The 21,124-nt window shown below is 43.0% G+C and carries 16 protein-coding genes; 11 read left to right on the top strand and 5 right to left on the bottom strand.

The genetic code is table 11. From position 1 onward, the window contains the following. The first annotated feature begins 16 nt into the window (after positions 1 to 16). A complete protein-coding gene (locus LG330_RS16940) occupies positions 17 to 1,009 on the top strand; it encodes a metallophosphoesterase (RefSeq protein WP_404405935.1) in 993 nt (330 codons plus the stop codon). Between the two features lie 19 nt (positions 1,010 to 1,028). Here LG330_RS16940 and LG330_RS16935 read toward each other — a convergent pair whose 3' ends face one another. Then, positions 1,029 to 1,583 carry a biotin transporter BioY gene (locus tag LG330_RS16935; protein WP_404405933.1) on the bottom strand — a complete coding sequence of 185 codons (555 nt, stop codon included), beginning with the start codon at positions 1,581 to 1,583 and terminating at the stop codon, positions 1,029 to 1,031. Positions 1,584 to 1,752: 169 nt separating this feature from the next. Between LG330_RS16935 and LG330_RS16930 the strand changes: the two genes are divergently transcribed. The 5 genes from LG330_RS16930 (at position 1,753) to LG330_RS16910 (ending at position 8,991) form a co-directional block, all read left to right on the top strand. Next, the gene (locus LG330_RS16930) at positions 1,753 to 3,915 is read left to right on the top strand and encodes a malate synthase G (protein ID WP_404405931.1); all 2,163 of its coding nucleotides are present in this window, start codon (positions 1,753 to 1,755) and stop codon (positions 3,913 to 3,915) included. Positions 3,916 to 4,234: 319 nt separating this feature from the next. After that, complete coding sequence (locus LG330_RS16925; RefSeq protein ID WP_404405929.1) at positions 4,235 to 4,534, top strand: hypothetical protein; 300 nt, start codon at positions 4,235 to 4,237, stop codon at positions 4,532 to 4,534. A gap of 74 nt (positions 4,535 to 4,608) precedes the next feature. Continuing rightward, positions 4,609 to 5,895, top strand: coding sequence for an isocitrate lyase (gene aceA / locus LG330_RS16920; RefSeq protein ID WP_404405927.1), 1,287 nt, complete (start codon positions 4,609 to 4,611; stop codon positions 5,893 to 5,895). A 159-nt stretch (positions 5,896 to 6,054) separates the two neighbouring features. Continuing rightward, positions 6,055 to 7,698 (top strand): diguanylate cyclase domain-containing protein, encoded by a 1,644-nt coding sequence (locus LG330_RS16915; protein WP_404405925.1) that lies wholly within the window; start codon positions 6,055 to 6,057, stop codon positions 7,696 to 7,698. A gap of 84 nt (positions 7,699 to 7,782) precedes the next feature. Continuing rightward, positions 7,783 to 8,991, top strand: a complete 1,209-nt coding sequence (locus LG330_RS16910) for an NAD(P)/FAD-dependent oxidoreductase (protein WP_404405923.1) — start codon at positions 7,783 to 7,785, stop codon at positions 8,989 to 8,991. 58 nt (positions 8,992 to 9,049) lie between these two features. Here LG330_RS16910 and LG330_RS16905 read toward each other — a convergent pair whose 3' ends face one another. After that, positions 9,050 to 10,348, bottom strand: coding sequence for an MFS transporter (locus LG330_RS16905; protein WP_404405921.1), 1,299 nt, complete (start codon positions 10,346 to 10,348; stop codon positions 9,050 to 9,052). A 116-nt stretch (positions 10,349 to 10,464) separates the two neighbouring features. Between LG330_RS16905 and LG330_RS16900 the strand changes: the two genes are divergently transcribed. The 3 genes from LG330_RS16900 (at position 10,465) to LG330_RS16890 (ending at position 13,393) form a co-directional block, all read left to right on the top strand. Further along, complete coding sequence (locus LG330_RS16900; RefSeq protein ID WP_404405919.1) at positions 10,465 to 11,730, top strand: helix-turn-helix domain-containing protein; 1,266 nt, start codon at positions 10,465 to 10,467, stop codon at positions 11,728 to 11,730. A 213-nt stretch (positions 11,731 to 11,943) separates the two neighbouring features. Further along, positions 11,944 to 12,174, top strand: coding sequence for an excisionase family DNA-binding protein (locus tag LG330_RS16895; protein WP_404405917.1), 231 nt, complete (start codon positions 11,944 to 11,946; stop codon positions 12,172 to 12,174). Positions 12,175 to 12,193: 19 nt separating this feature from the next. After that, complete coding sequence (locus LG330_RS16890; RefSeq protein ID WP_404405915.1) at positions 12,194 to 13,393, top strand: peptide ABC transporter permease; 1,200 nt, start codon at positions 12,194 to 12,196, stop codon at positions 13,391 to 13,393. Between the two features lie 43 nt (positions 13,394 to 13,436). Here LG330_RS16890 and LG330_RS16885 read toward each other — a convergent pair whose 3' ends face one another. After that, a complete protein-coding gene (locus tag LG330_RS16885; protein WP_404405913.1) occupies positions 13,437 to 14,228 on the bottom strand; it encodes an NAD-dependent epimerase/dehydratase family protein in 792 nt (263 codons plus the stop codon). Positions 14,229 to 14,674: 446 nt separating this feature from the next. Between LG330_RS16885 and LG330_RS16880 the strand changes: the two genes are divergently transcribed. Further along, positions 14,675 to 16,045 carry an aspartate kinase gene (locus tag LG330_RS16880; protein ID WP_404405911.1) on the top strand — a complete coding sequence of 457 codons (1,371 nt, stop codon included), beginning with the start codon at positions 14,675 to 14,677 and terminating at the stop codon, positions 16,043 to 16,045. A 302-nt stretch (positions 16,046 to 16,347) separates the two neighbouring features. Here the strand turns inward: LG330_RS16880 and LG330_RS16875 are convergent, their stop codons facing one another. Next, positions 16,348 to 17,805: an alpha-amylase gene (locus LG330_RS16875; protein WP_404405909.1), complete on the bottom strand. Its 1,458-nt coding sequence runs from the start codon at positions 17,803 to 17,805 to the stop codon at positions 16,348 to 16,350. A gap of 336 nt (positions 17,806 to 18,141) precedes the next feature. Here LG330_RS16875 and LG330_RS16870 point away from each other — a divergent pair, with 336 nt between their 5' ends. After that, positions 18,142 to 19,860: an ABC transporter ATP-binding protein gene (locus tag LG330_RS16870; RefSeq protein WP_404405907.1), complete on the top strand. Its 1,719-nt coding sequence runs from the start codon at positions 18,142 to 18,144 to the stop codon at positions 19,858 to 19,860. Positions 19,861 to 20,081: 221 nt separating this feature from the next. Here LG330_RS16870 and LG330_RS16865 read toward each other — a convergent pair whose 3' ends face one another. Beyond that, positions 20,082 to 21,023, bottom strand: a complete 942-nt coding sequence (locus LG330_RS16865; protein ID WP_404405905.1) for an L-lactate dehydrogenase — start codon at positions 21,021 to 21,023, stop codon at positions 20,082 to 20,084. Between the last annotated feature and the right edge of the window lie 101 nt (positions 21,024 to 21,124).

Below are 21,124 nucleotides of genomic sequence, written 5' to 3'. Positions count from 1 at the left end.
AAGGTGGGTGAAAGGTGTGAAGAAAGCGGTTAAGATCTTTTTGTTGTGCACACCTCTTTTCATCCTGTTATTTGCGCTCTATGTGTACTGGGATAATCAGCGGTTTATTTTGACTGAGCAGGAGATCATGGTGGATCGTAACCTCACCGAAGAAGTGCGCATCCTGCAAATCACCGATTTACATGAAGAGGTTTTCGGAAGTGATCAATCTGACCTGACAGAAACAATTAATGATCTTGAATATGACATCATCCTGTTTACAGGAGATATGATGAATTCGATTGAAAATGGGGACACTGAGCCCTTTTTTGATTTGGTGAAAGGGATTGAAAACAAAGATCATGCTTATTTTGTTACGGGGAATACAGATCCTTATCCGTACGAGGTAACTGAATCATCTATACAAAAAGCGGCTTATATCCAGGAGATGGAAAGCCTAGGTGTGGCGTACCTTGAAAGCATTGAAGAGATAGAGGTGAAAGGTCAGAACCTTGTGCTGACTGATCATGAACTATCCGTATTAAATCCCGGTGAAGCATATACTTACGTTGAAGGAAAGCCTAAAATCCCGTACGAAAGCGCGCCAGTCTATAAGGAATATAAACAAAACCAATTGAATGAAGTTTCACGTCTACTTAGTGAAACTGATGAAATGGTTATTTCTATCACCCATTATCCGGTAGCAGATCCTCAATTTGAGCATATTAAAGAAGAAAGTGATCGCTATGTCTTTCGTGATTACGATTTAATCATTGCCGGTCATTATCATGGAGGGCAGTTTCGTCTTCCGTTCATAGGTGCTCTATTTGTGCCGGAAGCCTGGTACCAAAATGCTGTACTGCCGCCTCAGGACCGTGTGAAAGGATTATGGGAGTCCAACGGCATCCAGCAATACGTCAGTACCGGTCTCGGCAGCAGTAATGCAGTTTCCTTTTTAAATTTCCGCCTGTTTAATCCACCGGAAATTAACCTGATTACACTAAAAAGCGCAGAATCTCCAGCTGACTGAGAGATTCTGCGCTATTTATTTATGCCGCTTCCCCAAAACTCATCTGTGAACGCTTCAACCGATCCCTCACAGCAATTCCAATCCACGCCGCAAGTAAAGCCTTAATCACACCAACTGCTAAAAACGGGGTAACACCCGCTGCTAGTGCTGCCGGCCACGACAGGTCAAGCAGAATTTTAAGCCAGATTGCGCCGAATGTGAGTGTGACAATCATGCCGATCAGATTTGCGATGATCGCCATTTTGTATGTGAAAGCTGTTTTTTCAAGAAATAGGCCCGTGAAAAATGCTGCTGCGATGAAACCGATAATGTAACCGCCTGTCGGACCTGCTACCACATGTGCGCCTCCTGCAAATCCTGCGAAAACAGGGAGTCCGATTACACCTAACATCATATAGATCACCATTGAAAAAGCACCGTATCTACTGCCTAAAATGGTTGCTGCAATGCCGACTGCAAGCGTCTGTCCGCTAATTGGCACAAGTGGAAGGGGTATTTCAATCTGTGCAAAAATAGCGGTGACTGCTGCAAGCATACTGCTGAATAAATACATTCTTAAACGGTCTGATGACATTTGAATTCCTCCTAAATGAGTTAACTTATAACAAAATATAGTTTACACAAATAAATTAAAAGAAGCTACTACTTTTAGAAATTTTAGAAAACAGTTGAAATTGAAATTATTTGTTATATAATAAAAAATAATTAAATAAACTGTTATATAACAAAAGGAGGAAGTCCACATGAATAAGAAAGGTCTGCAGGTTAATCCTGCACTATATGAGTTTATTGAAAAAGAAGCGCTGCCGGGTACAGGTGTAAAAAGTGAAGATTTCTGGAATGGGTGTAGTGAAATTGTTCACGCGTTCGCACCTGAAAACGGACAGCTGTTACATAAGCGGGAAGAGTTGCAGCAAAAAATTGATGAATGGCACCAGTCATACAGCTGGCAGGATCAGCGTGACAATTATGAAACGTTTTTAAATGAAATTGGATATCTTGAAAATGAGGTTGAGGATTTTCAAATCACGACTCAAAACGTTGACCAGGAGATTGCAAGCCAGGCCGGCCCACAGCTGGTGGTACCTGTAAATAATGCCAGGTATGCGATTAATGCCGCGAATGCGAGATGGGGAAGTCTGTATGATGCGCTGTATGGAACAGATGTGATCAGTGAGGAGAATGGCGCTGAAAAAGGGTCTTCCTATAATCCTGAAAGGGGAAAACTGGTGGTTGCCTATGCGAAAAAATTCCTGGATGAAGCAGTTCCTCTTCAAAAGGGATCACACGCAGAGGTAACAAAGTATTTCATTGAAAAGGGTCAGCTGTCGGCTGAAACAAGTGATGGGAAAACAGGTTTGAAAGACCCGGATGCTTTTAGAGGACATCAGGGCTCTGCCGACCATCCAACAGCTGTACTATTACAGCATAATGACCTGCATATCGATATTAGGATCAATCACAAGCACCCGATTGGACAGACAGATAAGGCGGGTGTAAAAGATGTATGCGTTGAAGCAGCACTGACAACCATTATGGACTGTGAGGATTCAGTTACAGCAGTCGATGCTGAAGATAAAGTGGTTGTCTACCGTAACTGGTTAGGGCTGATGAAGGGGACGCTAACAGAAAGATTTGTTAAAGGTGGGGAAGCTGTTAACCGTAAACTTTCTGATGATCGTTACTATACATCTCGTGATGGAGGAGATCTGAAGCTGAGAGGACGCTCGCTGCTTTTAATTAGAAATGTTGGTCACCTGATGACTAACGGTATGATGCTTGACCGTGATGGAAATGAAGTCCCTGAAGGCATTGCAGATGCAGTTATTACAAGTCTGATTGCACTGCATGATATCAAAGGCAATCGAAGAAATTCTGAAAAGGGATCGATTTATATCGTAAAACCGAAAATGCACGGCTCAGAGGAAGTCGCATTTTCGAATCGTTTGTTCAATGCAGTGGAAGACCTGCTTGGGCTTGAACGTCACACGATTAAAATCGGTGTGATGGATGAAGAGCGGAGAACTACGCTGAATCTGAAAAATTGTATTCATGCGGTAAAAGACCGGATCGTGTTTATTAATACAGGATTCCTTGACCGTACAGGAGATGAAATTCATACATCTATGCAGGCTGGTGCTGTTATCCGAAAAGGTGAAATGAAACAGTCTGAGTGGCTGAATGCCTACGAGAAATCGAATGTAGATAATGGTCTGCTATGCGGCCTGCCAGGCAAAGCACAGATTGGAAAAGGGATGTGGGCGATGCCTGACAGAATGAAAGAAATGATGGAACAGAAAACCGGTCATTTAGAAGCAGGGGGTAACACAGCATGGGTTCCATCACCGACCGCAGCAACATTGCACGCTCTGCACTACCATCAACTCCGGGTGAAAAGTATTCAGGAATCACTGCGGGGTCAAATCACCAACCGCAAGCAGTCATTATTGACTATTCCACTTGCAAATCAGCAATGGACAACTGAAGAAATTGAGCAGGAGCTTGAAAATAACGCACAGGGTCTGCTTGGCTATGTTGTGCGCTGGGTTGAACACGGAATTGGATGTTCAAAAGTACCGGATATCCATAATGTTGGTCTGATGGAAGACCGTGCAACATTGCGTATCTCAAGTCAGCACATGACCAACTGGCTTCAGCATCGCATTGTAACAGAACAACAGGTCTCACAGGTATTAGAAAAAATGGCCAAAGTCGTTGACCAGCAAAATGCATCAGATCCTGCTTACCAGCCAATGAGTGCAAACTTCGAAAACTCAGTCGCATTCCAGACAGCCAAAGAACTGATCTTCGAAGGCACAAACCAACCAAGCGGCTACACAGAACCAATTCTGCATAAGAGACGATTGGAATATAAAAAGAAGATGCTGGCTTTGAAGGAGTCATGATATATATGCCGCAGATATATTTTATTATAACAATGTACTAATTTTAACTTTGTATAAACTACAGCGCTGATCGCTGTGGAAGGCGGGGACTCCGGGACGATTAGTGGGAAGCTGAGACCCCACAGCCGAAGGCGAGGAGGCTCAGCAACCACCGTCCGGAAAGCCTCCGCCTGGAACAGCGGTCAGCGCCAAAATAATAAGAAGTACCTATTTTCAAAAAAAATTTAAATTTTCTGTTATAAAACAGTTGCAAAATAAAATACTCTGTTATATATTAATATTAAGCAAAGGAAAACAAAACCATTTGGAGGGATGACAAATGCAAACACAAATGACAGGCACCACCAACCAGGAACTGATTGAAAAGTGGGTAACCCAGCAGTTAATGAACGGAAAAACCAACCGTGAAATGGACGGTACGCTATTCGTTTATGGAAATGAAGCGCACCGCCTTCACCATCATCCGACAGGTGAAATTGAAATTGTACCGGAACAGATCTCAGACGTTGTTGTATTCAGAAAGCGCGAGGAGCGGGTTGAACTAAATCACTGCAGAGCATGCGGAATGGAATATGATACTTTCAAAGATGCAATTGAATGCTGCTCTGATGTAGATTAATTTTTTTGGCTAATGTGTTATATAACAAAAATAAAATAAATTAATTGTAATAATACAAAAAGGGGATGGATATCATGACAAACACAAACAATCAGCAGGTTGAAGAACTACAGCAAAACTGGCAGGGGGAGCGCTGGGAAGGGGTTCAGCGCCCTTATACGCCGGAAGATGTTATTAAACTTAGAGGATCAGTTGTAATAGAACAGACACTTGCAAGAATGGGATCTGAACGGTTGTGGAAGCTGATGCATGAAGAGGATTATATCAATGCACTTGGTGCACTGACAGGGAATCAGGCAATGCAACAGGTAAAAGCAGGGCTACAGGCCATTTACCTGAGCGGCTGGCAGGTTGCAGCAGACGCAAACCTTTCAGGTCATATGTATCCGGACCAGAGTTTATATCCGGCTAACAGTGTGCCTCAGGTTGTAAAGAGAATTAACCAGACGCTTCAGCGCGCGGATCAGATTCAGCAGGCTGAAGGGAAGGGCGATACATACTGGTTCGCCCCAATCGTAGCAGATATGGAAGCTGGATTTGGCGGTAACCTGAACGTATTTGAATTAACAAAAGCCATGATTGAAGCAGGAGCAGGCGGCGTTCATTTGGAAGATCAGCTCTCTTCAGAAAAGAAATGCGGTCACTTAGGTGGTAAAGTTCTGCTTCCGACGCAGACAGCCGTTAAAAACCTGATCTCAGCAAGACTTGCAGCAGATGTGATGGGCGTGCCAACTGTCATCATTGCCCGTACGGATGCAAATGCAGCGAACCTGATTACAAGTGATGTTGATCCATATGATCATCAGTTTATTACAGGCGAGCGTACACCTGAAGGGTTCTTCCGCACAAATGATGGGCTTGACCAGGCGATTGCAAGAGGTCTTGCATATGCACCTTATGCAGATCTGATCTGGTGTGAGACATCTGAACCGAATCTTGATGAAGCACGCAGGTTTGCTGAAGCGATTCATGAGAAGTTCCCAGGGAAACTGCTTGCTTATAACTGCTCACCTTCATTTAACTGGAAAAAGAAGCTGGATGATGAAACAATTGAAACGTTCCAGCAGGAACTGGGTAAAATGGGCTATAAATTCCAGTTCGTTACACTTGCAGGCTTCCACTCACTGAATTACGGTATGTTTGAACTGGCTAGAGGCTACAAAGCGCGCGGTATGGGTGCATACTCTGAATTGCAGCAGGCTGAGTTTGATGCAGAAGAAAACGGCTACACAGCAACACGCCACCAGCGTGAGGTAGGGACGGGTTACTTTGATGAAGTATCTATGGTCATCTCAGGCGGCACTTCATCAACAACCGCACTATCAGGATCAACAGAAACAGAACAGTTTCAAAAAGCATAAAGCAATATATGATGAAGACGTCCTGATAACAGGGCGTCTTTTTCAGTATTAAAGTGAAAAATAGTTGGAATAAATATTTTTAAGCATATCGGCATGCTTAACATTTATGTAATCGTGGTATGATAAAAGTACTATGTCGGATGGACGGAGGTTTAAGTGATGAAACAGCGCTATGAGAATAATATACACCCGTTTATTACGATGATGGACAGGATATCTGACATTGTTTTAATACTTGAAGTAATACCGGGTCCTGAATTTATATATGAATTTATTAATGAACGCGGAAAGCAAATACTTGGGCTGGATGAAACGATTCTTGGAAGACGTTTTGAAGATATTTATACGCCTGAGCGTGCTGATTATATCAGAGATAAATATATGGAAGTAATGACTACAAAGCAGCATGCCCAGTTTGAATTAGTTGGAGAAGGTGGATGGATCGGTGAAACCACACTTAATCCAATTTTAAATGAAGAAAACGATATTACTCATGTTCTATCAATTACCAGGGATGTAACAGACCGTAAATCACTTGAAGACGATCTTGCAAAAACGTCTGCTGAGCTTGGATTGGTATGGGATCATGCTTCTGACGCTATTTTCTTTATGAATGAAGACGGTTCAATCTATAGAGTCAATCGTGCATTTGAAGAAATGCTTGGCTATAAAGAAAAGGAAATCAAAGGCGTGTTGATTCCACCATTTTTTACAGGCCATCATCAGGAAAAGCATGAGGCTTTCTTAGCGCGGCTGTTCGATGGTCAATCATTTGAGAACATGGAACGGCAGAGAAAGCGCAAGGATGGAAGTATCATTGAAGTACTTGCTTCCTACCGTCCGGTGAAATTGAACAATCGCTCCTATGCAATCGTCATGTATAAAGACATCACTCATTTAAAAGAGGTTGAAAAACAGGCGAGGGAACGTGAAGAGAGATTTAAATCTCTGTTTGATGCAAACCCGGATATTATCTGGGCAATTGATAAAACCGGGCGCGTTGAAAATGTAAATGGAGCAGTTACAGATGTTTTAGGCTATACAAAAGAAGAGATGCTTCAGCTGGATCGGAAACATCTCATGAATTACACAGAAGAGCAGAAGATTCGATATGAAGATGTTGTGAAGCGTACGCTAAAAGGTGAATCGGTTGAGTACACTGCTGATATGTTTCATAAAAAAGGCAATAAAGTAGAGCTCAAAATTAAAACACTTCCAATCAGAGTCAATGGTGAGACAATCGGAATCTATGAAGTCGGGCAGGATATGACGCAGCGAAACAGAGCGGAAAGAGCGCTGAAAAAGATGGCGTTCACTGACAGCCTGACAGGACTCCCCAACCGCCGCCATATTACTGAAAAAATTGATGAGATTATTGCAGATGCCAAAGAAAATCAACGGGAGTTTGCGATCCTTTATATTGATATGGATCATTTTAAGGAAATCAACGACTCGTTTGGCCATGATGCCGGCGATGACCTGCTCAAGCTTTTCGCAAACCGTATCCGTAATGAAATGAATGAAGATCAGCTGGTGGCGAGGCTTGGTGGAGATGAATTTCTTGTGCTGCTGCCGGAAATTTCAGGTGAAGCGGATGCAGTTAATAAAGCAGGAGAAGTGTTAAATGTCCTTAGTAAGCCATACAGAATCAGCGGTCAGCAGCTTGATGTCACTTCAAGTATGGGAATCTCCATTTATCCGCGGCACGGTAAAAACAAACGTGAGCTGATCAAGCAGGCTGATGAAGCCCTGTACAGCGCAAAAGACAACGGAAAAAATATGCTGAGACTTTACGGAAAATAAGCACATTGCAGTGCTTATTTTTTTATGCGGTTTTGTATGGCGCAAGAGCAGGGTATAAATAAACACAGAGAGGGAGTGCAGAACATGACAGAATTACATAACGGACATTTATACTGGCCGGAGACTGCAGAAAGAGATGTATCATTTCCGGCATTAACTGAAGAACAACATGTTGACGTGCTAATCGTTGGTGGAGGTATGGCGGGTGCATTGTGTGCTGAAGAACTGTCCCATACCCAGCTGAAAGTCGCTGTAGTAGATAGAGGCAGCGTAGCAGAAGGCAGTTCTTCTGCGAATACAGGACTGCTTCAGTATTCAAACGATAAAATGCTTCATGAATTTATAGAGGAAATTGGCGAAGAAAAGGCGGTTACCTTTTATAAAATGTGCCTGGATGCGGTTGAAGAACTGCAAAAGGTTGCAGGGACCCTGCCTGGAAAAGTGGATTTTATCAGAAGGCCAAGCCTGTATTATGCATCAGATGAATCAGACATTGAAAAACTGAAGAAAGAATATGAAGCATTAACTGAGCATGGGTTTGAAGTTGAGTATTTTGAGCCGGATAAAATAGAAGAACTGTATGGGTTCAGAAAACCGGCCGCACTGATGACGCATGGGGATGCGGAAGTGAACCCATTCAGGCTGATCAGGTCCCTGTTTGAAAGCGCACAAACGCGGGGTGTTCAAATCTATGAGCATACGCCACTTGAAAAACTCCAGACAGAAGAGGGGAAGCACATACTGCAAACAGCTGGCGGGAAGATCACTGCTGACCGTGTAATTTACTGTACTGGTTACGCGGCCAAATCTTTTGCCGACAGATTTGGCGGTGAGTTGAACAGGACATATGCAATTGCGACTAATCCGGTTGAAGATCTGGAGTCATGGATTTACCGGGCGCTGATCTGGGAAACAAAGCGTCCTTACTTTTATATGAGAACGACAGAAGAAGGTCGGGTAATCGCCGGAGGGCTAGATGAAGATAAAATAGATGCTGATGTCAGTGATGAAAAACTGATGGACCGCGGTGAAAGGCTGATTAACAGAGTAAAAGAGCATTTTCCTGAACTCGACATCAAAGCTGAATATGTATGGTCAGCAGCATTTGGCGAGTCAGAAGACGGTCTTCCGTTTATCGGAAAGGATCCGAAGCATGAAGGGATTTATTACTGTCTTGGGTTTGGCGGTAATGGAACTGTTTACAGTAAGCTGGGTGCGAAGCTGCTGCGTGAAATGCTGTTTGAAGAACATAATCCGGATGAGGCAGCGATTGTGGATCCGGGAAGAGACTGAATGTGAAAAGCCGGGAGCTTCCCGGCTTTTTTCTGTTATACAAATTACTTAAAACTGATTAAGCCTCAGCAACCTTCACTACCTTTTCCTCTACATCTGTTTCAATCGCAGATTCATCATCCACTTTAGACGGTCGTAACCCGATCACTGTCACTACGATCAGGAGAGTAGCTGAAATCAGAATAATCAATGACGGTGAAACAAAATCATACAAAAATCCGAATAAGATCAGTCCGATTGGTGAGATACCTGATGCCACCATTTCAAGAAGTCCAAAAACTCTTCCGCGGTAATGCTCAGGTGTTGTTTTTTGCATCAGCACCAATATGGGTGTGTTAATGATAATCATGGCAGCCCCAAGCAGAAAGTTCACAGCCATATAATAGATAATAAATGACGGGGAACCCATTGAAACCAGAAGCGGAAGTGCTAACAGTGCAAATAGAAATCCAATACTGATCATGCCAAAACGCATTGTCCGGATCGGCTTTTGAAACTCTTTGCGGGTTGAAAGGAAGGCTGACAGGGCAAGTGTTCCAGCACCAATCATCGCTTCTACCAATCCAAATTGGCTGGATGTGGCCCCGAGTACTTCAATGATGATATAAGGCAGTCCTACAACAGCCGCCATAAAAAAGAAGTTTACCCAGAGCGCCACCAGCATAATTGGCAGCAGAACACGATGTCCCTTTACAAAGGCAATTCCGGATTTAAGACTGGCAATCATCGGTTCATTCTGTTGAGCGTCTTCAGTATGCAATTCATTTTTATATAGAGAAAAATCAATGTTGATTTCACAAATCAGTGCAGTAGCATAGGCAATTGCGTGAATTAAGAAAAACATTTCAATTGATAGAAAACCATACATCACACCACCCAGTACAGGACCTAAAATGGTTGCCAGTGAAGTAGAAGACTGCGTTAATGAAACGGCTCTCTGAATGCGTGCACCATCAACAAAGTTTGAAATTGAAGCTGTCAGCCCGATACCTGCAAACGTTGAGAAAATGGCAAGCAGTACGGCGGTGATATAAATAACAGGCATGCTTAGTCCAAATGACATTGTATAGAAAAAGACCAGCAGCATTGTTACAGTCATAAGGGCGTGAGCAGTCACAACAACTTTTTTCCTTGGCAGCCGGTCGACTACATGACCGGCAATTGGGGCAAGTATAATTCTCGGCACCATTGAACAAAGGAATGTAAGAGCAAAGCTTGAAGCGGAACCTGTTAACGTTAAAACGAAAAAGCTGATTCCGAACATAAAAATATGTGCACCAATCGTGCCAATAAACTCGCCACCTGTGAAGAAAAATAAATTCCTGGTGGCTTTTTGAAGTCGCTGCTGGTCAGTCATATAAACCCCTCTTTTCAAAAGTTTAATTAAATTAAACAAATCATAACATGCCTTTTCTTTGTAATCAACACAAAAGTTTAATATAATTAAAAAAAAGAATTTAGAGGGTGAACAGCATGAGCAGTCTGGGTGAACGCATAAGAAAATTTCGCAAAGAAAAGAAGATGACGCTAGTGGATGTTGCAGGAGATGCGATGTCAAAGGGAATGCTAAGCCTGATTGAAAATGGCCGGTCGAATCCTTCAATGGAAAGTCTTCAGCATATTGCAAAGCAGCTTGGTGTGAATGTGCAGGTGCTGCTGGCTGAAGAGTCGAGTGAAGAGATGAAAAAGAAGCTGGTTGAGATCGAAGAAGCCAGGCAAAATTTAAATAATGCCGGATCTTTAAAAGAATACGATAGGCAAGCTTCCTGGATTAAGAATGAATTAAATGATATTTTTAAAAAAGAGCTTCCAAAAACTTATGAAACCGGACGTTTTTACGAGATAGCCGGTATCACATATTTAAATGATGAAAAGCATGAGCAAGCTATTAATTATCTAACAAAAGCGATTGAATACTATAATTCACTCTCACTCAATCATGAGGTATATAAAGTCCAGCTCAGAATGGTATTGAATACCTTTATTACACATAATTATCAAAGTGCATTCGATGAGTTGTTGATTTATAAAGAACAATACAAGTCACGTGAATTAGTATCGGACCCTCTTGTGCAGATTGAATCTGATCACTTAGAAGCTTTATTATTATATTCAGTGGGCAGGTATCAGGAAGGAACAGCCAAATTAGACGAGATTATTTCGTTTTCGAAACGTAAAAACATCTATTATTTAATGGATGATATATATCGTCTGGCATCATTTAATACACTGATGAATGGTGATGATGATAAAACACGGTATACATTAATGAAGTCAAGGCAGTTTGCTGATTTTACTGAAAAAGCCGATCGAATGGTCAGTAGTATATTTCTTGAGATCCATTATGAAAATGAGTATTTAAAAAATCATCGTAAAGCTTTGCAGATGATAAAAGATATTAAAGAAGATAAAATGTTTGGTTCAATGGAGGATAGTGGTTATGTTAATCTTGAGCGGGCAAGAGCTTATTACGGGCTTGGAAATATTGATCAGGCGTATGAAGAACTAAAACAGTTCGAATTCCCGACATTTGCCCACCATCCATTCGACATTTCCATGCTTGCCACTGCAGATGCCTATATGGCGCTCTGCCTCATTGAAAAAGACGATCCTGAAACAGCACTGGTTCATGCAGAGAAAGCAAAAGCAAGAGTCGCTGATTTGCCGGAAACACCATATCATCATTTTATTCAGGAAACATGGGAAAAAACCAAAGCGAATTTGGATAACAGATCATAAGACGGTTATGATTTTAAATAGCGGGAATACAGGCAGAGGGCACTGTTGCGGTTTATACAGTGCGCCTCTGTTTTAAAATTGTGGGAAAATAGTGAATTTGTCATGTGACTGTCATATAGGGTAGAAATTTAAAAGATGATATTTATAGGGTTTGAGTGTATAATTACCTATGTGAATGATAGAAATATACATGACATATGAAGGGTGTAGAGAATGTATCTTACAACAAAAGAATTAGCAGCCTATCTGGATATGTCTGAACAGTCAATTTTACAGCTGATCTATGAAAATAAAATTAAAGCTGTTCATGATGGACAGCAATATCTGATTAATAAAGAGCAATTCAACCAGCATTTAAAACAAGTGGAAAAGGTAAAGGAACTCATTGATGAGTGGAAAAATGAGCCGATTCCAGAGAGTCATGATGTGAAAGATGAAGACTGAGAGAAACGGAGGTGAGCAGATGATTTCTTTTACAAGAAAGCTCAAAGAAAAGCTTGAATCAGCAGACCTGGATCAGATATGGCCAGGCTTCAGGCTGACTGCTTATGCGCTATATAATCGCGAATACGTGTATTTATTCAATCATCCGATTTGTCAGGGGGAGGATGAACCGCTTGTTTTTGAGTGGGATAAGCGATTTGTCGGGAACACACTGATTTTATTTGAGGATGTGCCAACTGCAATCGTCAATGTTGAAAAGCCAGGTTCTTTTGGAGGGACTTATGCAATTTTAGTGCACGAGCTTTTTCACGGTTACCAGACATTAATGGATGAGAAGAGGTTTCCGGATGAATTACTGGGTGTTCAGTATCCGCTTCTTGAAGAGAACATCAGTCTTCGTTTGGAAGAGCGAACCGTTTTGCGTGCAGCAGTAGATGCTTCCTCAAAGGAGGACATGCTGGCTCACTTAAAGCGTTTTGTTGAGCTTAGAGAACAAAGAAGAGAACTGCTTGGTGAATCACTTCATTATGAAAATCTGATTGAGACGATTGAAGGTCCTGCCTGGTATGCAGAAATGAAGGCCTATGCATCGCTTCATCAGGGGACTGATGCAGAAACCGGTTATAAAGAAAAGCTGCTTCAGCATGAAGAGGCAGAGCTGCATTTACGGAAAAGCTGCTATAGTTCCGGATTAGCGCTATGTCTGCTGCTTGATGAATTATATCCTGAGTGGAAGCATCAATATTTTCATGAAGAATGTACGCTGTATGAATGTATAAAAGAAAAAGCTGGTATTTGTGATGAGACCGAAGCAAATTGTGAATATAAATTGCAGGGGGAAGCATCGAGAATTTACCAGATGGTTCAGGAAGCAAGAATGAAAAAAATCCAGTCATTTTCAGATTATGACGGCTATCAATTAACAATCGAAGGTCCGATGAGAGCGGTGTTTTTTGATCCGATGAATATGGTGAATGTGGATCATCAGCTGTTGCATCAGTATTTTGTCACGATGCAGATTCAGGAGCAGGAGTATCTGATTAACCAGCCTGCACTGACGTATTACTCCGAGTCGATTTTACATGCAGATAAGCTACAGTTAAATCTGACAGAAAAGCCGCTGGTGAGTGAGATGACCGTTAATATTCCGGGGATCGGTGATTTTCGGGGTAATATGATTGAAGATGGGAAAAAGCTTAGACTGATGTTAGCGAATTAATGAAAAAAGGTGCCGGATCACATCTGATCCGGCACCTTTCATTTTAGTCCTCCACAGCATCCTTCTTCACAAACTCATGCCCGCCAACATATTTATAATCATCCGGGTGCCCAAATGAATCCGGCAATTCATCCAGGTATTCATTGGCGTCATCGACCGGCGCATAGCCCAGTGGATTATCAGGATCTACTGTAAAGAAGCTCTGTTTATTATTTGAAATGCCATAGATTGTCACAACTTCATTAATATCAGCCGTAATTGATTTACGGACAAGCTGGGTGAGATCTGCATAGCTGAGCCAGATCATCAGATGTTCCCGTGAATCCGGCTTTTCCACACAGCCGCAAATCCGCAGGTTCACAACCTCCATCCCGAACTTATCATGATAAAGCTTTCCGAGATCTTCATTATAGACCTTGCTTAAGCCGTAAAAAGTGTCGGGACGTGTCTCCGTTGTCGTATCATAAGGGGCACCTTCTGCAGGCAGGAAGCCGACTGCATGAATACTGCTCGCATAGACGATCCTTTTGACCCCGTGGTGCCGTGCTGCTTCATAAATATGATACGTGCCCCGGATATTTGCATCAAGAATCTCTTCAAATTCATTCTCAACGGGCAGTCCGCCAAAGTGCAGGACCGTTTCTATATCATGCTCCCTGAAAATTCCCTCGATTGCCTTGTAATCATTTAAGTCTGCCTCTATAAATGGCAGTTCTTCTGGAAGTTCACCAGAGTTGGAGCGATTAGTCAGTACCAGTTCAAAATCATCTTTCAATGCATGTGTTAAAACCGTCCCAAGTCCACCTGAAGCCCCTGTTAATAATACTTTACCCATTTCATCTCACTGCCTTTCTGTATCAAGTCATGCTTGTACCTTTCCCTTTTTTAAACAATACAACCCGGATTTTAAAAAAATTTTAATTGTAAGCGTTATCAACTTAAATATTCAGCAAATAAGGGTGACATGGTGATGGGAACCTTGTATACTTGTCATTAAAATCTTTCTAGAAAATACAAGTGTTTTTATCGAAAGGACATTTGTTTTTTGATCTTAGTACAAATACAGTTACAATACGTTAAGCAGAAGTTCTGTTAAGCCATTATTGTATATGCACAGCTGATGAACGTAGTGGAAGGGGGCGACTCCTGCGGCAGCAAGGGACGTGTGAGACCGAGCATGGCGAAGCCTGCGGGCTCACCGCCCGGCCGCGGAAAGCGTCCCCCTGAAACGTAGAGCATCAGCCAACTTAACAAAGCTAAAACAAAAGGAGTTTTGCCTTCATGAAAGTAGTAAAGTTTGGCGGCAGTTCAGTCGCAAGTGCCACTCAGTATAAAAAAGTCGCATCTATCCTGGCAGCAGATCCTGAGCGTAAAGCAGTGATTGTCTCAGCACCTGGTAAACGTCATGAAGGAGATACAAAAACAACCGATTTACTCATCCGTCTTGCTGAAAGTGTTGGTGAGCGAGACTTTGATGAAACATCTTTCCAGGCCGTGTTAAAAAGATTTCAGGAAATTATTGATGATTTGGAGCTGGATTCCTCTTTAATGACAGAAGTGGAAGGGCATCTTCATGAAGTGATATCAATGTACAGGCAGTCAAAGGACCGTCTCCTCGATGGATTGAAAGCGAGCGGTGAGGACCTGAATGCGAAAGTGATGGCTGCTTACTTAAAGTCACTTGGCAGGGAAGCAACTTATATTTCTCCTAAAAAAGCAGGTATGATCGTAACGGATGAACCGGGTAATGCTCAAATTCTGCCGGAGTCTTATCCTGAGATTGCGAAGCTGAGAGAGATTGAGGGTATCCTGGTTATACCGGGTTTTTTCGGATATTCCTATGAAGGGAACATTGTTACGTTTCCGCGTGGAGGATCTGATATTACAGGTTCAATCATTGCAGCAGGACTTGATGCAACAGAATATGAAAATTTCACTGATGTAGATTCGATTTACTGCGTCAGCCCGAAAATGGTAGACCAGCCGCGCGAATTAAAAGAGCTGACTTACCGTGAAATGCGGGAGCTTGCGTACTCAGGCTTCTCCGTCTTCCACGATGAAGCACTGCAGCCAGTCGTTCATAAAAAAATTCCAGTTTGTGTAAAAAACACAAACCGTCCTGAAGCAAAAGGGACAAGAATCGTAGCAAGCCGTGAACTCGATGGACATCCTGTCATCGGGATTGCCAGCGATGAAGGTTTCTGCAGTATTAACATGACAAAATATCTGATGAACAGAGAGCTCGGTTTCGGCCGCAAGCTCCTCGCTATTTTAGAAGATGAGGGAGTGTCGTATGAGCATACACCATCAGGAATTGATAATATGTCTGTGATTTTGCGCTCTCACCAGCTGTATAACGGTCAGGAAGCCCGTGTATTAAACCGGATCCGTGAAGAGCTTCAGGTAGAGGAGCTGTATGTAGAGCGTGACCTTGCGATGATTATGGTTGTCGGAGAAGGCATGAACCAGACAATCGGAATCGCATCAAAAGCAACACAGGCACTTGCTGAAGCAGGCGCCAATATCAAGATGATCAATCAGGGATCAAGTGAGGTCAGCATGATGTTTGGTGTGAATGTGGCAGACGTTGAAAAAGCGGTACGGAGCCTGTACCACATTTACTTTCCGGCTGAGGTTGGGCAGGAGGCATAATGATCGATAGATTCGATGCTTAACACCAGATCTTCGCTTTATACCAAAAAGGACTGCTACTGATAAAATGATAAAAAGGAAACTGATGCCCAACTAAACGGCATCAGTTTCCTTTTTGAATGTAATAAATGATTAAAAGCTTAGGTTCATTGGAGCGGAAGGTGGGGACTCCGGGGCGATAAAGCGGGATAGCTGAGATCCCGCAGGCGAAGCCGAGCGATAAAGATTGGACCACAAAACGGTCCTCCGCCCGGAAAGCCTCCACCTGTAGCGGAAATGAACCGGTCTCTTTTTAAACAAACCTATTCAGCAGGCAAAGCCCAAACAGACACACTGCCCGCCTGAACAGGGAACGTACCATAGCCCTCATCATCAATCACAACAGGCTCACCAATCGAATTCGTATAATCCGTCCACTCTTCGCCTGCGCGATGTTCACCAACAAACATTCTCTTTTCACCTTCATCACCAACCGTTACAACAACTGCACAGCCGGAACCTTCAATCTCCTCAACACCGCGTCTGACCCAGCCAATCGTAGCAGGGTGATCAAAATAGTCGTCCTGCTCACCATAAGCCCGGTGGTAGCGTGCGTAAATAAGCGGATCGATCGCTTCACGCTTATCTTCAATCGGATTCTCACCGTCAATACCGAAGTAATCCCCGTAAAATACACAAGGATAACCGTCTGCACGAAGCAGCACGAGTGCATAGGCACTTTGCTTGAACCAATCCTGTACCCATGACTCAAGTGATTCACCAGGCTGAGAATCATGGTTATCAACAAATGTCACAGCATTCATCGGATATTCGCCGACAAGTGTTCCTTCAAAAAGAGTGGAAAGATCAGCATCACGGCCGTCTTCTGAAATGCGGTGAAGCTTGTAATGCAGCTGAACATCGAATAAATCAAGCTGATAATCGGTTTCCTCAAGGAAATGTCCACATGCTTCGATATCTTCATTCCAGTATTCACCGACCATATAAAAGTTGCCGTCACGATGTTCTTTCACCTGTCTGATAAACTCATCAATAAAATCATGACTGATATGTTTGATCGCATCAAGGCGGTAGCCGTCAGCATCCAGCGTATCTGACATCCATTTACCCCAATTGATCATCTCATCACGTACTTCAGGGTGATTGTAATCAATGTTTGCAAACATGAGGTAATCATAATTTCCAAACTCGTCATCCACCTGATCATTCCAGCTTTTACCCTCGCCGACAATTTTGAAAAAGCCGGTTCTTTCTTCACGGGCGTCGTAATCTGTGCCGTTAAAATGGTCAAAGTTCCACTGGAAGTCGGAGTATTTGCCATCACGTCCAGGGAAAGTAAACTTCGTCCATCCCTCGATCTCAAATGGTTCAGAGATTTCTTTAAGGCGGTTCTCGGCGTCTACTTCAATGACTTGAAACGTTTCTTTTTCATCAGCGCCGGCTTTGTGGTTCATGACTACGTCAACGTATACTTGAATGCCGTTTTCATGGCAGGCCTGGATGGCTTCATGAAGCTCGTCTTTCGTTCCGTATTTCGTTCTGACGTCACCCTTTTGATCAAATTCTCCAAGGTCGTACAGGTCATATACGCCATAACCGTTATCATCAGGTGATTCACCTTTTGTAACAGGAGGAATCCAGACTGCGTCAATTCCGCTGGCTTTCAGTTCAGGTGCTGCATCCTTTAGTCTTTTCCAATGGTCACCGTCTGCAGCGACGTGCCACTCGAAGAATTGAAGCATTGTGTGATTTCTTTCCACGTGAATTCCTCCTTAAAATATAAATAATGTTTAAGAACGCAAAATCTTTCCGTGTGGGGCTGCGCTTTCCTGCCCCCGGACAGTGAGCCTCCTCAGCTTCGCTTCCGGGGTCTCACCGGTCCTTTCCCGGGGCGGGAGTCTCCGCCCCACACTACAAAATTTTGCTGAGTTGATCGTATTTATTAAAAAAGAAAATCTTAATAGAGTGATTATAGAGTAATTCTAGTAATCAGACAATTTTGAATCCATTTTATTTCGTACATCGAAAATAGTTGTGGCACTATTTTTTGGTTGCTGTAAAATAAAAGTTACATCTTTCACAAGGGAGTACAGATGATGTTAAAAAGATTCTTTTCTTACTATAAGCCACATAAAAAGCTATTTATTGCTGATTTCAGCTGTGCTGTTGTTGTAGGGATCCTGGAGCTCGGCTTTCCGCTGGCTGTGTCATGGTTTATTGACAGCCTGCTGCCGGAAGGAAACTGGCAGGCGATCACCCTGGTCAGCTTTTTGCTCCTGTTTCTCTATCTCTCAAGTACCTCTCTTCAGTATGTTGTAAACTACTGGGGTCATAAACTTGGAATAAATATTGAGACAGACATGCGTCAGGAGCTGTTCGAACATGTGCAGCGACAGTCTTTTTCATTCTTTGACAACACGAAAACCGGTCACATTATGAGCCGGATTACGAATGATCTGTTTGATATTGGGGAAATGGCGCACCATGGACCTGAGGATTTATTTATTGCCATCATGACATTTATCGGGGCGTTCTGGATTATGCTAACGATTAATGTGAAGCTTGCGCTGATCGCAATTATTGTTGTACCGTTTCTGATCTGGCTCATTACATATGCCAACATCAAGATGAATACAGCGTGGAAAGCGATGTATGGCAATATTGCTGAAGTAAATGCCCGTGTGGAAGACAGCGTCTCAGGGGCGCGCGTTGTTCAGTCATTTACGAATGAACAGCACGAGATTAAGCGTTTCACAACGGACAACCGTCACTATCGCCAGTCAAAGGTCGGCGCCTACAAAGTGATGGCGTTCAGCTTGTCAGGCATGTATATCATGACACGTCTGATTGTGCTCGTTGTACTTGTATTCGGAGCATATCTGAGTCTCAATAACGAGCTGACATACGGAGAGCTTGTTGCATTTGTTTTATACATTAATGTACTTTTCAAACCGATTGATAAAATCAGCGCACTGCTTGAAATGTATCCAAAAGGCATGGCCGGTTTCAAACGTTTCACAGATTTACTCGATCAGGCACCGGTGATTACAAACCGTCCGGACGCAAAAGAGATTGATCATTTAGAAGGGGAGATTGAATTTGACCATGTATCCTTCAGCTATGATGATCAAAAAGGGGTACTGAATGACATCTCGCTAAAGCTGAACCGCGGGGGAACAGTTGCATTTGTAGGGCCTTCCGGCGCTGGAAAAACAACAATCTGCTCACTGATTCCGAGGTTCTATGATGTTAAAGAAGGTGCAATTAAAATTGATGGGATCGACATCCGCGACATGACGAAGGAGTCGCTCAGAAGTCAGATCGGCATCGTACAGCAGGACGTCTTCCTTTTCACAGGCACGCTCCGTGAAAACATTGCTTACGGAAAACTTGATGCGACAGAGGAAGAGGTACAGGAGGCTGCAAGGAAAGCGAACCTTCAGTCAGTAGTGGATGGCCTTCCGCTTGGCTACAATACTCAGATCGGTGAGCGCGGATTGAAGCTTTCAGGCGGTCAAAAGCAGCGGATTGCCATTGCGAGAATGTTCTTGAAGAATCCTTCTATTTTAATTCTTGATGAGGCTACATCAGCGCTTGATACGGAAACGGAAGCGATGATTCAGGGTGCAATTGAAGAGCTTGCCAAAGGCCGTACAACGCTTGTCATTGCACACAGACTTGCGACAATCCGGAAAGCAGACCGCGTGGTTGTCGTGACAGAAGAGGGGATCGCAGAAGACGGTACACACTCAGAGCTGCTTGAGAAGGATGGGATATTTGCGAATTTGCATCGCGTTCAGTATGAGCAGGTGTGACGTGTGGTTATAAGAGTCGTTCGGCGGGAAATGATGAATGTTCGATGGGAAATGACCGATGTTCGCCGAATAACGGGCGGTGTTCGCCACTTAAATGCCATTGTTCGACGCAAAACCTGCAATGTTCGCCACTTCATGTCATTTGACCTATTCCGCCATACCGTCGCGAAACGACTTCACCAAAAAACCAGCTGTTGCCCACGCAACAGCTGGTTTTTTACTTAAAAGTGTGGCTTTAAAATCCCTCTCAGCACATCTGCACTGTGAGCAAACTGTTCTTTTTCCTTCTCACTTAAATTCAATTCAATGACTTCACGCAACCCGCCCCGATTGATGACAGCAGGAACTCCGATATATACATCTTTCTCGCCGTATTCACCTTCCATCAGTGCAGAAACCGTCAAGATACTGTTCTCATTATGAAGAATTGCTCTTGTAATCCTCACAAGCCCCATTGCAATCCCGTAATAAGTAGCACCTTTACTGTTAATGATCTGATAGGCAGCATCACGTACATTGACGAAAATATCATCAAGATCTTCCTGCGTGTATTGGGGATGCTTTTTAATCATATCAAGCACTGCAACACCACCGACATCGACTGAGCTGTAGACAGGAAGCTCGCTGTCACCGTGTTCACCAATAATGTATCCGTGTACGTTCTGAGGTGCGACCTGGAAGTATTCGCCGAGCAGGTAGCGGAAGCGTGCTGTGTCTAAAATGGTACCTGAGCCAATCACGCGCTCTTTTGGAAATCCGCTGTACTTCCAGACGGCATACGTTAACACATCTACAGGGTTTGTCGCCACAAGGAAGATCCCATCAAAGCCGCTGTCAACAACCTGAGTAACGATAGAATGAAAGATCTTCAGGTTCTTTTCAACGAGCTGTAGTCTGGTTTCACCAGGCTTCTGGTTGGCACCTGCACAAATCACGACGATATCAACGTCTTTGCAGTCTTCATATGAGCCAAATGAAATATTTAATGATTGCTGTGCAAAGACTTTACCGTGATTCAGATCGAGTACGTCACCTTTTGCTTTTTCTTCATTCAGATCAATCATAATCAGCTCATCGGCAACGCCCTGATTCAACAACCCGAATGCATAACTTGAGCCAACAAAGCCTGTTCCAATTAATACAACGCGATTACCTTTTACCATTTTCACAACACACCTTTTCAATTAGAATGATGTTCTGTTTTTATTATAAGCGATAGATTTGATATTGTGAATAATTTCACAATATATTTATATGAATTAAA

This window comes from Jeotgalibacillus malaysiensis (assembly GCF_044789845.1).
In the GTDB taxonomy this organism is placed as follows: Bacteria; Bacillota; Bacilli; order Bacillales; family Jeotgalibacillaceae; genus Jeotgalibacillus; species Jeotgalibacillus malaysiensis_A.
The sequence above is the reverse complement of the archived record's forward strand: the minus strand, read 5'-3'. Positions and strand labels throughout refer to the sequence as shown.

What these genes read in the sequence shown, in the direction of transcription:
- LG330_RS16915 (WP_404405925.1), top strand. Translation starts at nt 6,055, where the DNA reads ATGAAACAGCGCTATGAGAATAATATACACCCGTTTATTACGATGATG.
- LG330_RS16895 (WP_404405917.1), top strand. Translation starts at nt 11,944, where the DNA reads ATGTATCTTACAACAAAAGAATTAGCAGCCTATCTGGATATGTCTGAA.
- LG330_RS16865 (WP_404405905.1), bottom strand. Translation starts at nt 21,023, where the DNA reads ATGGTAAAAGGTAATCGCGTTGTATTAATTGGAACAGGCTTTGTTGGC.
- LG330_RS16870 (WP_404405907.1), top strand. Translation starts at nt 18,142, where the DNA reads ATGTTAAAAAGATTCTTTTCTTACTATAAGCCACATAAAAAGCTATTT.
- LG330_RS16905 (WP_404405921.1), bottom strand. Translation starts at nt 10,348, where the DNA reads ATGACTGACCAGCAGCGACTTCAAAAAGCCACCAGGAATTTATTTTTC.
- LG330_RS16930 (WP_404405931.1), top strand. Translation starts at nt 1,753, where the DNA reads ATGAATAAGAAAGGTCTGCAGGTTAATCCTGCACTATATGAGTTTATT.
- LG330_RS16925 (WP_404405929.1), top strand. Translation starts at nt 4,235, where the DNA reads ATGCAAACACAAATGACAGGCACCACCAACCAGGAACTGATTGAAAAG.
- aceA (WP_404405927.1), top strand. Translation starts at nt 4,609, where the DNA reads ATGACAAACACAAACAATCAGCAGGTTGAAGAACTACAGCAAAACTGG.
- LG330_RS16935 (WP_404405933.1), bottom strand. Translation starts at nt 1,583, where the DNA reads ATGTCATCAGACCGTTTAAGAATGTATTTATTCAGCAGTATGCTTGCA.
- LG330_RS16885 (WP_404405913.1), bottom strand. Translation starts at nt 14,228, where the DNA reads ATGGGTAAAGTATTATTAACAGGGGCTTCAGGTGGACTTGGGACGGTT.
- LG330_RS16880 (WP_404405911.1), top strand. Translation starts at nt 14,675, where the DNA reads ATGAAAGTAGTAAAGTTTGGCGGCAGTTCAGTCGCAAGTGCCACTCAG.
- LG330_RS16910 (WP_404405923.1), top strand. Translation starts at nt 7,783, where the DNA reads ATGACAGAATTACATAACGGACATTTATACTGGCCGGAGACTGCAGAA.
- LG330_RS16890 (WP_404405915.1), top strand. Translation starts at nt 12,194, where the DNA reads ATGATTTCTTTTACAAGAAAGCTCAAAGAAAAGCTTGAATCAGCAGAC.
- LG330_RS16900 (WP_404405919.1), top strand. Translation starts at nt 10,465, where the DNA reads ATGAGCAGTCTGGGTGAACGCATAAGAAAATTTCGCAAAGAAAAGAAG.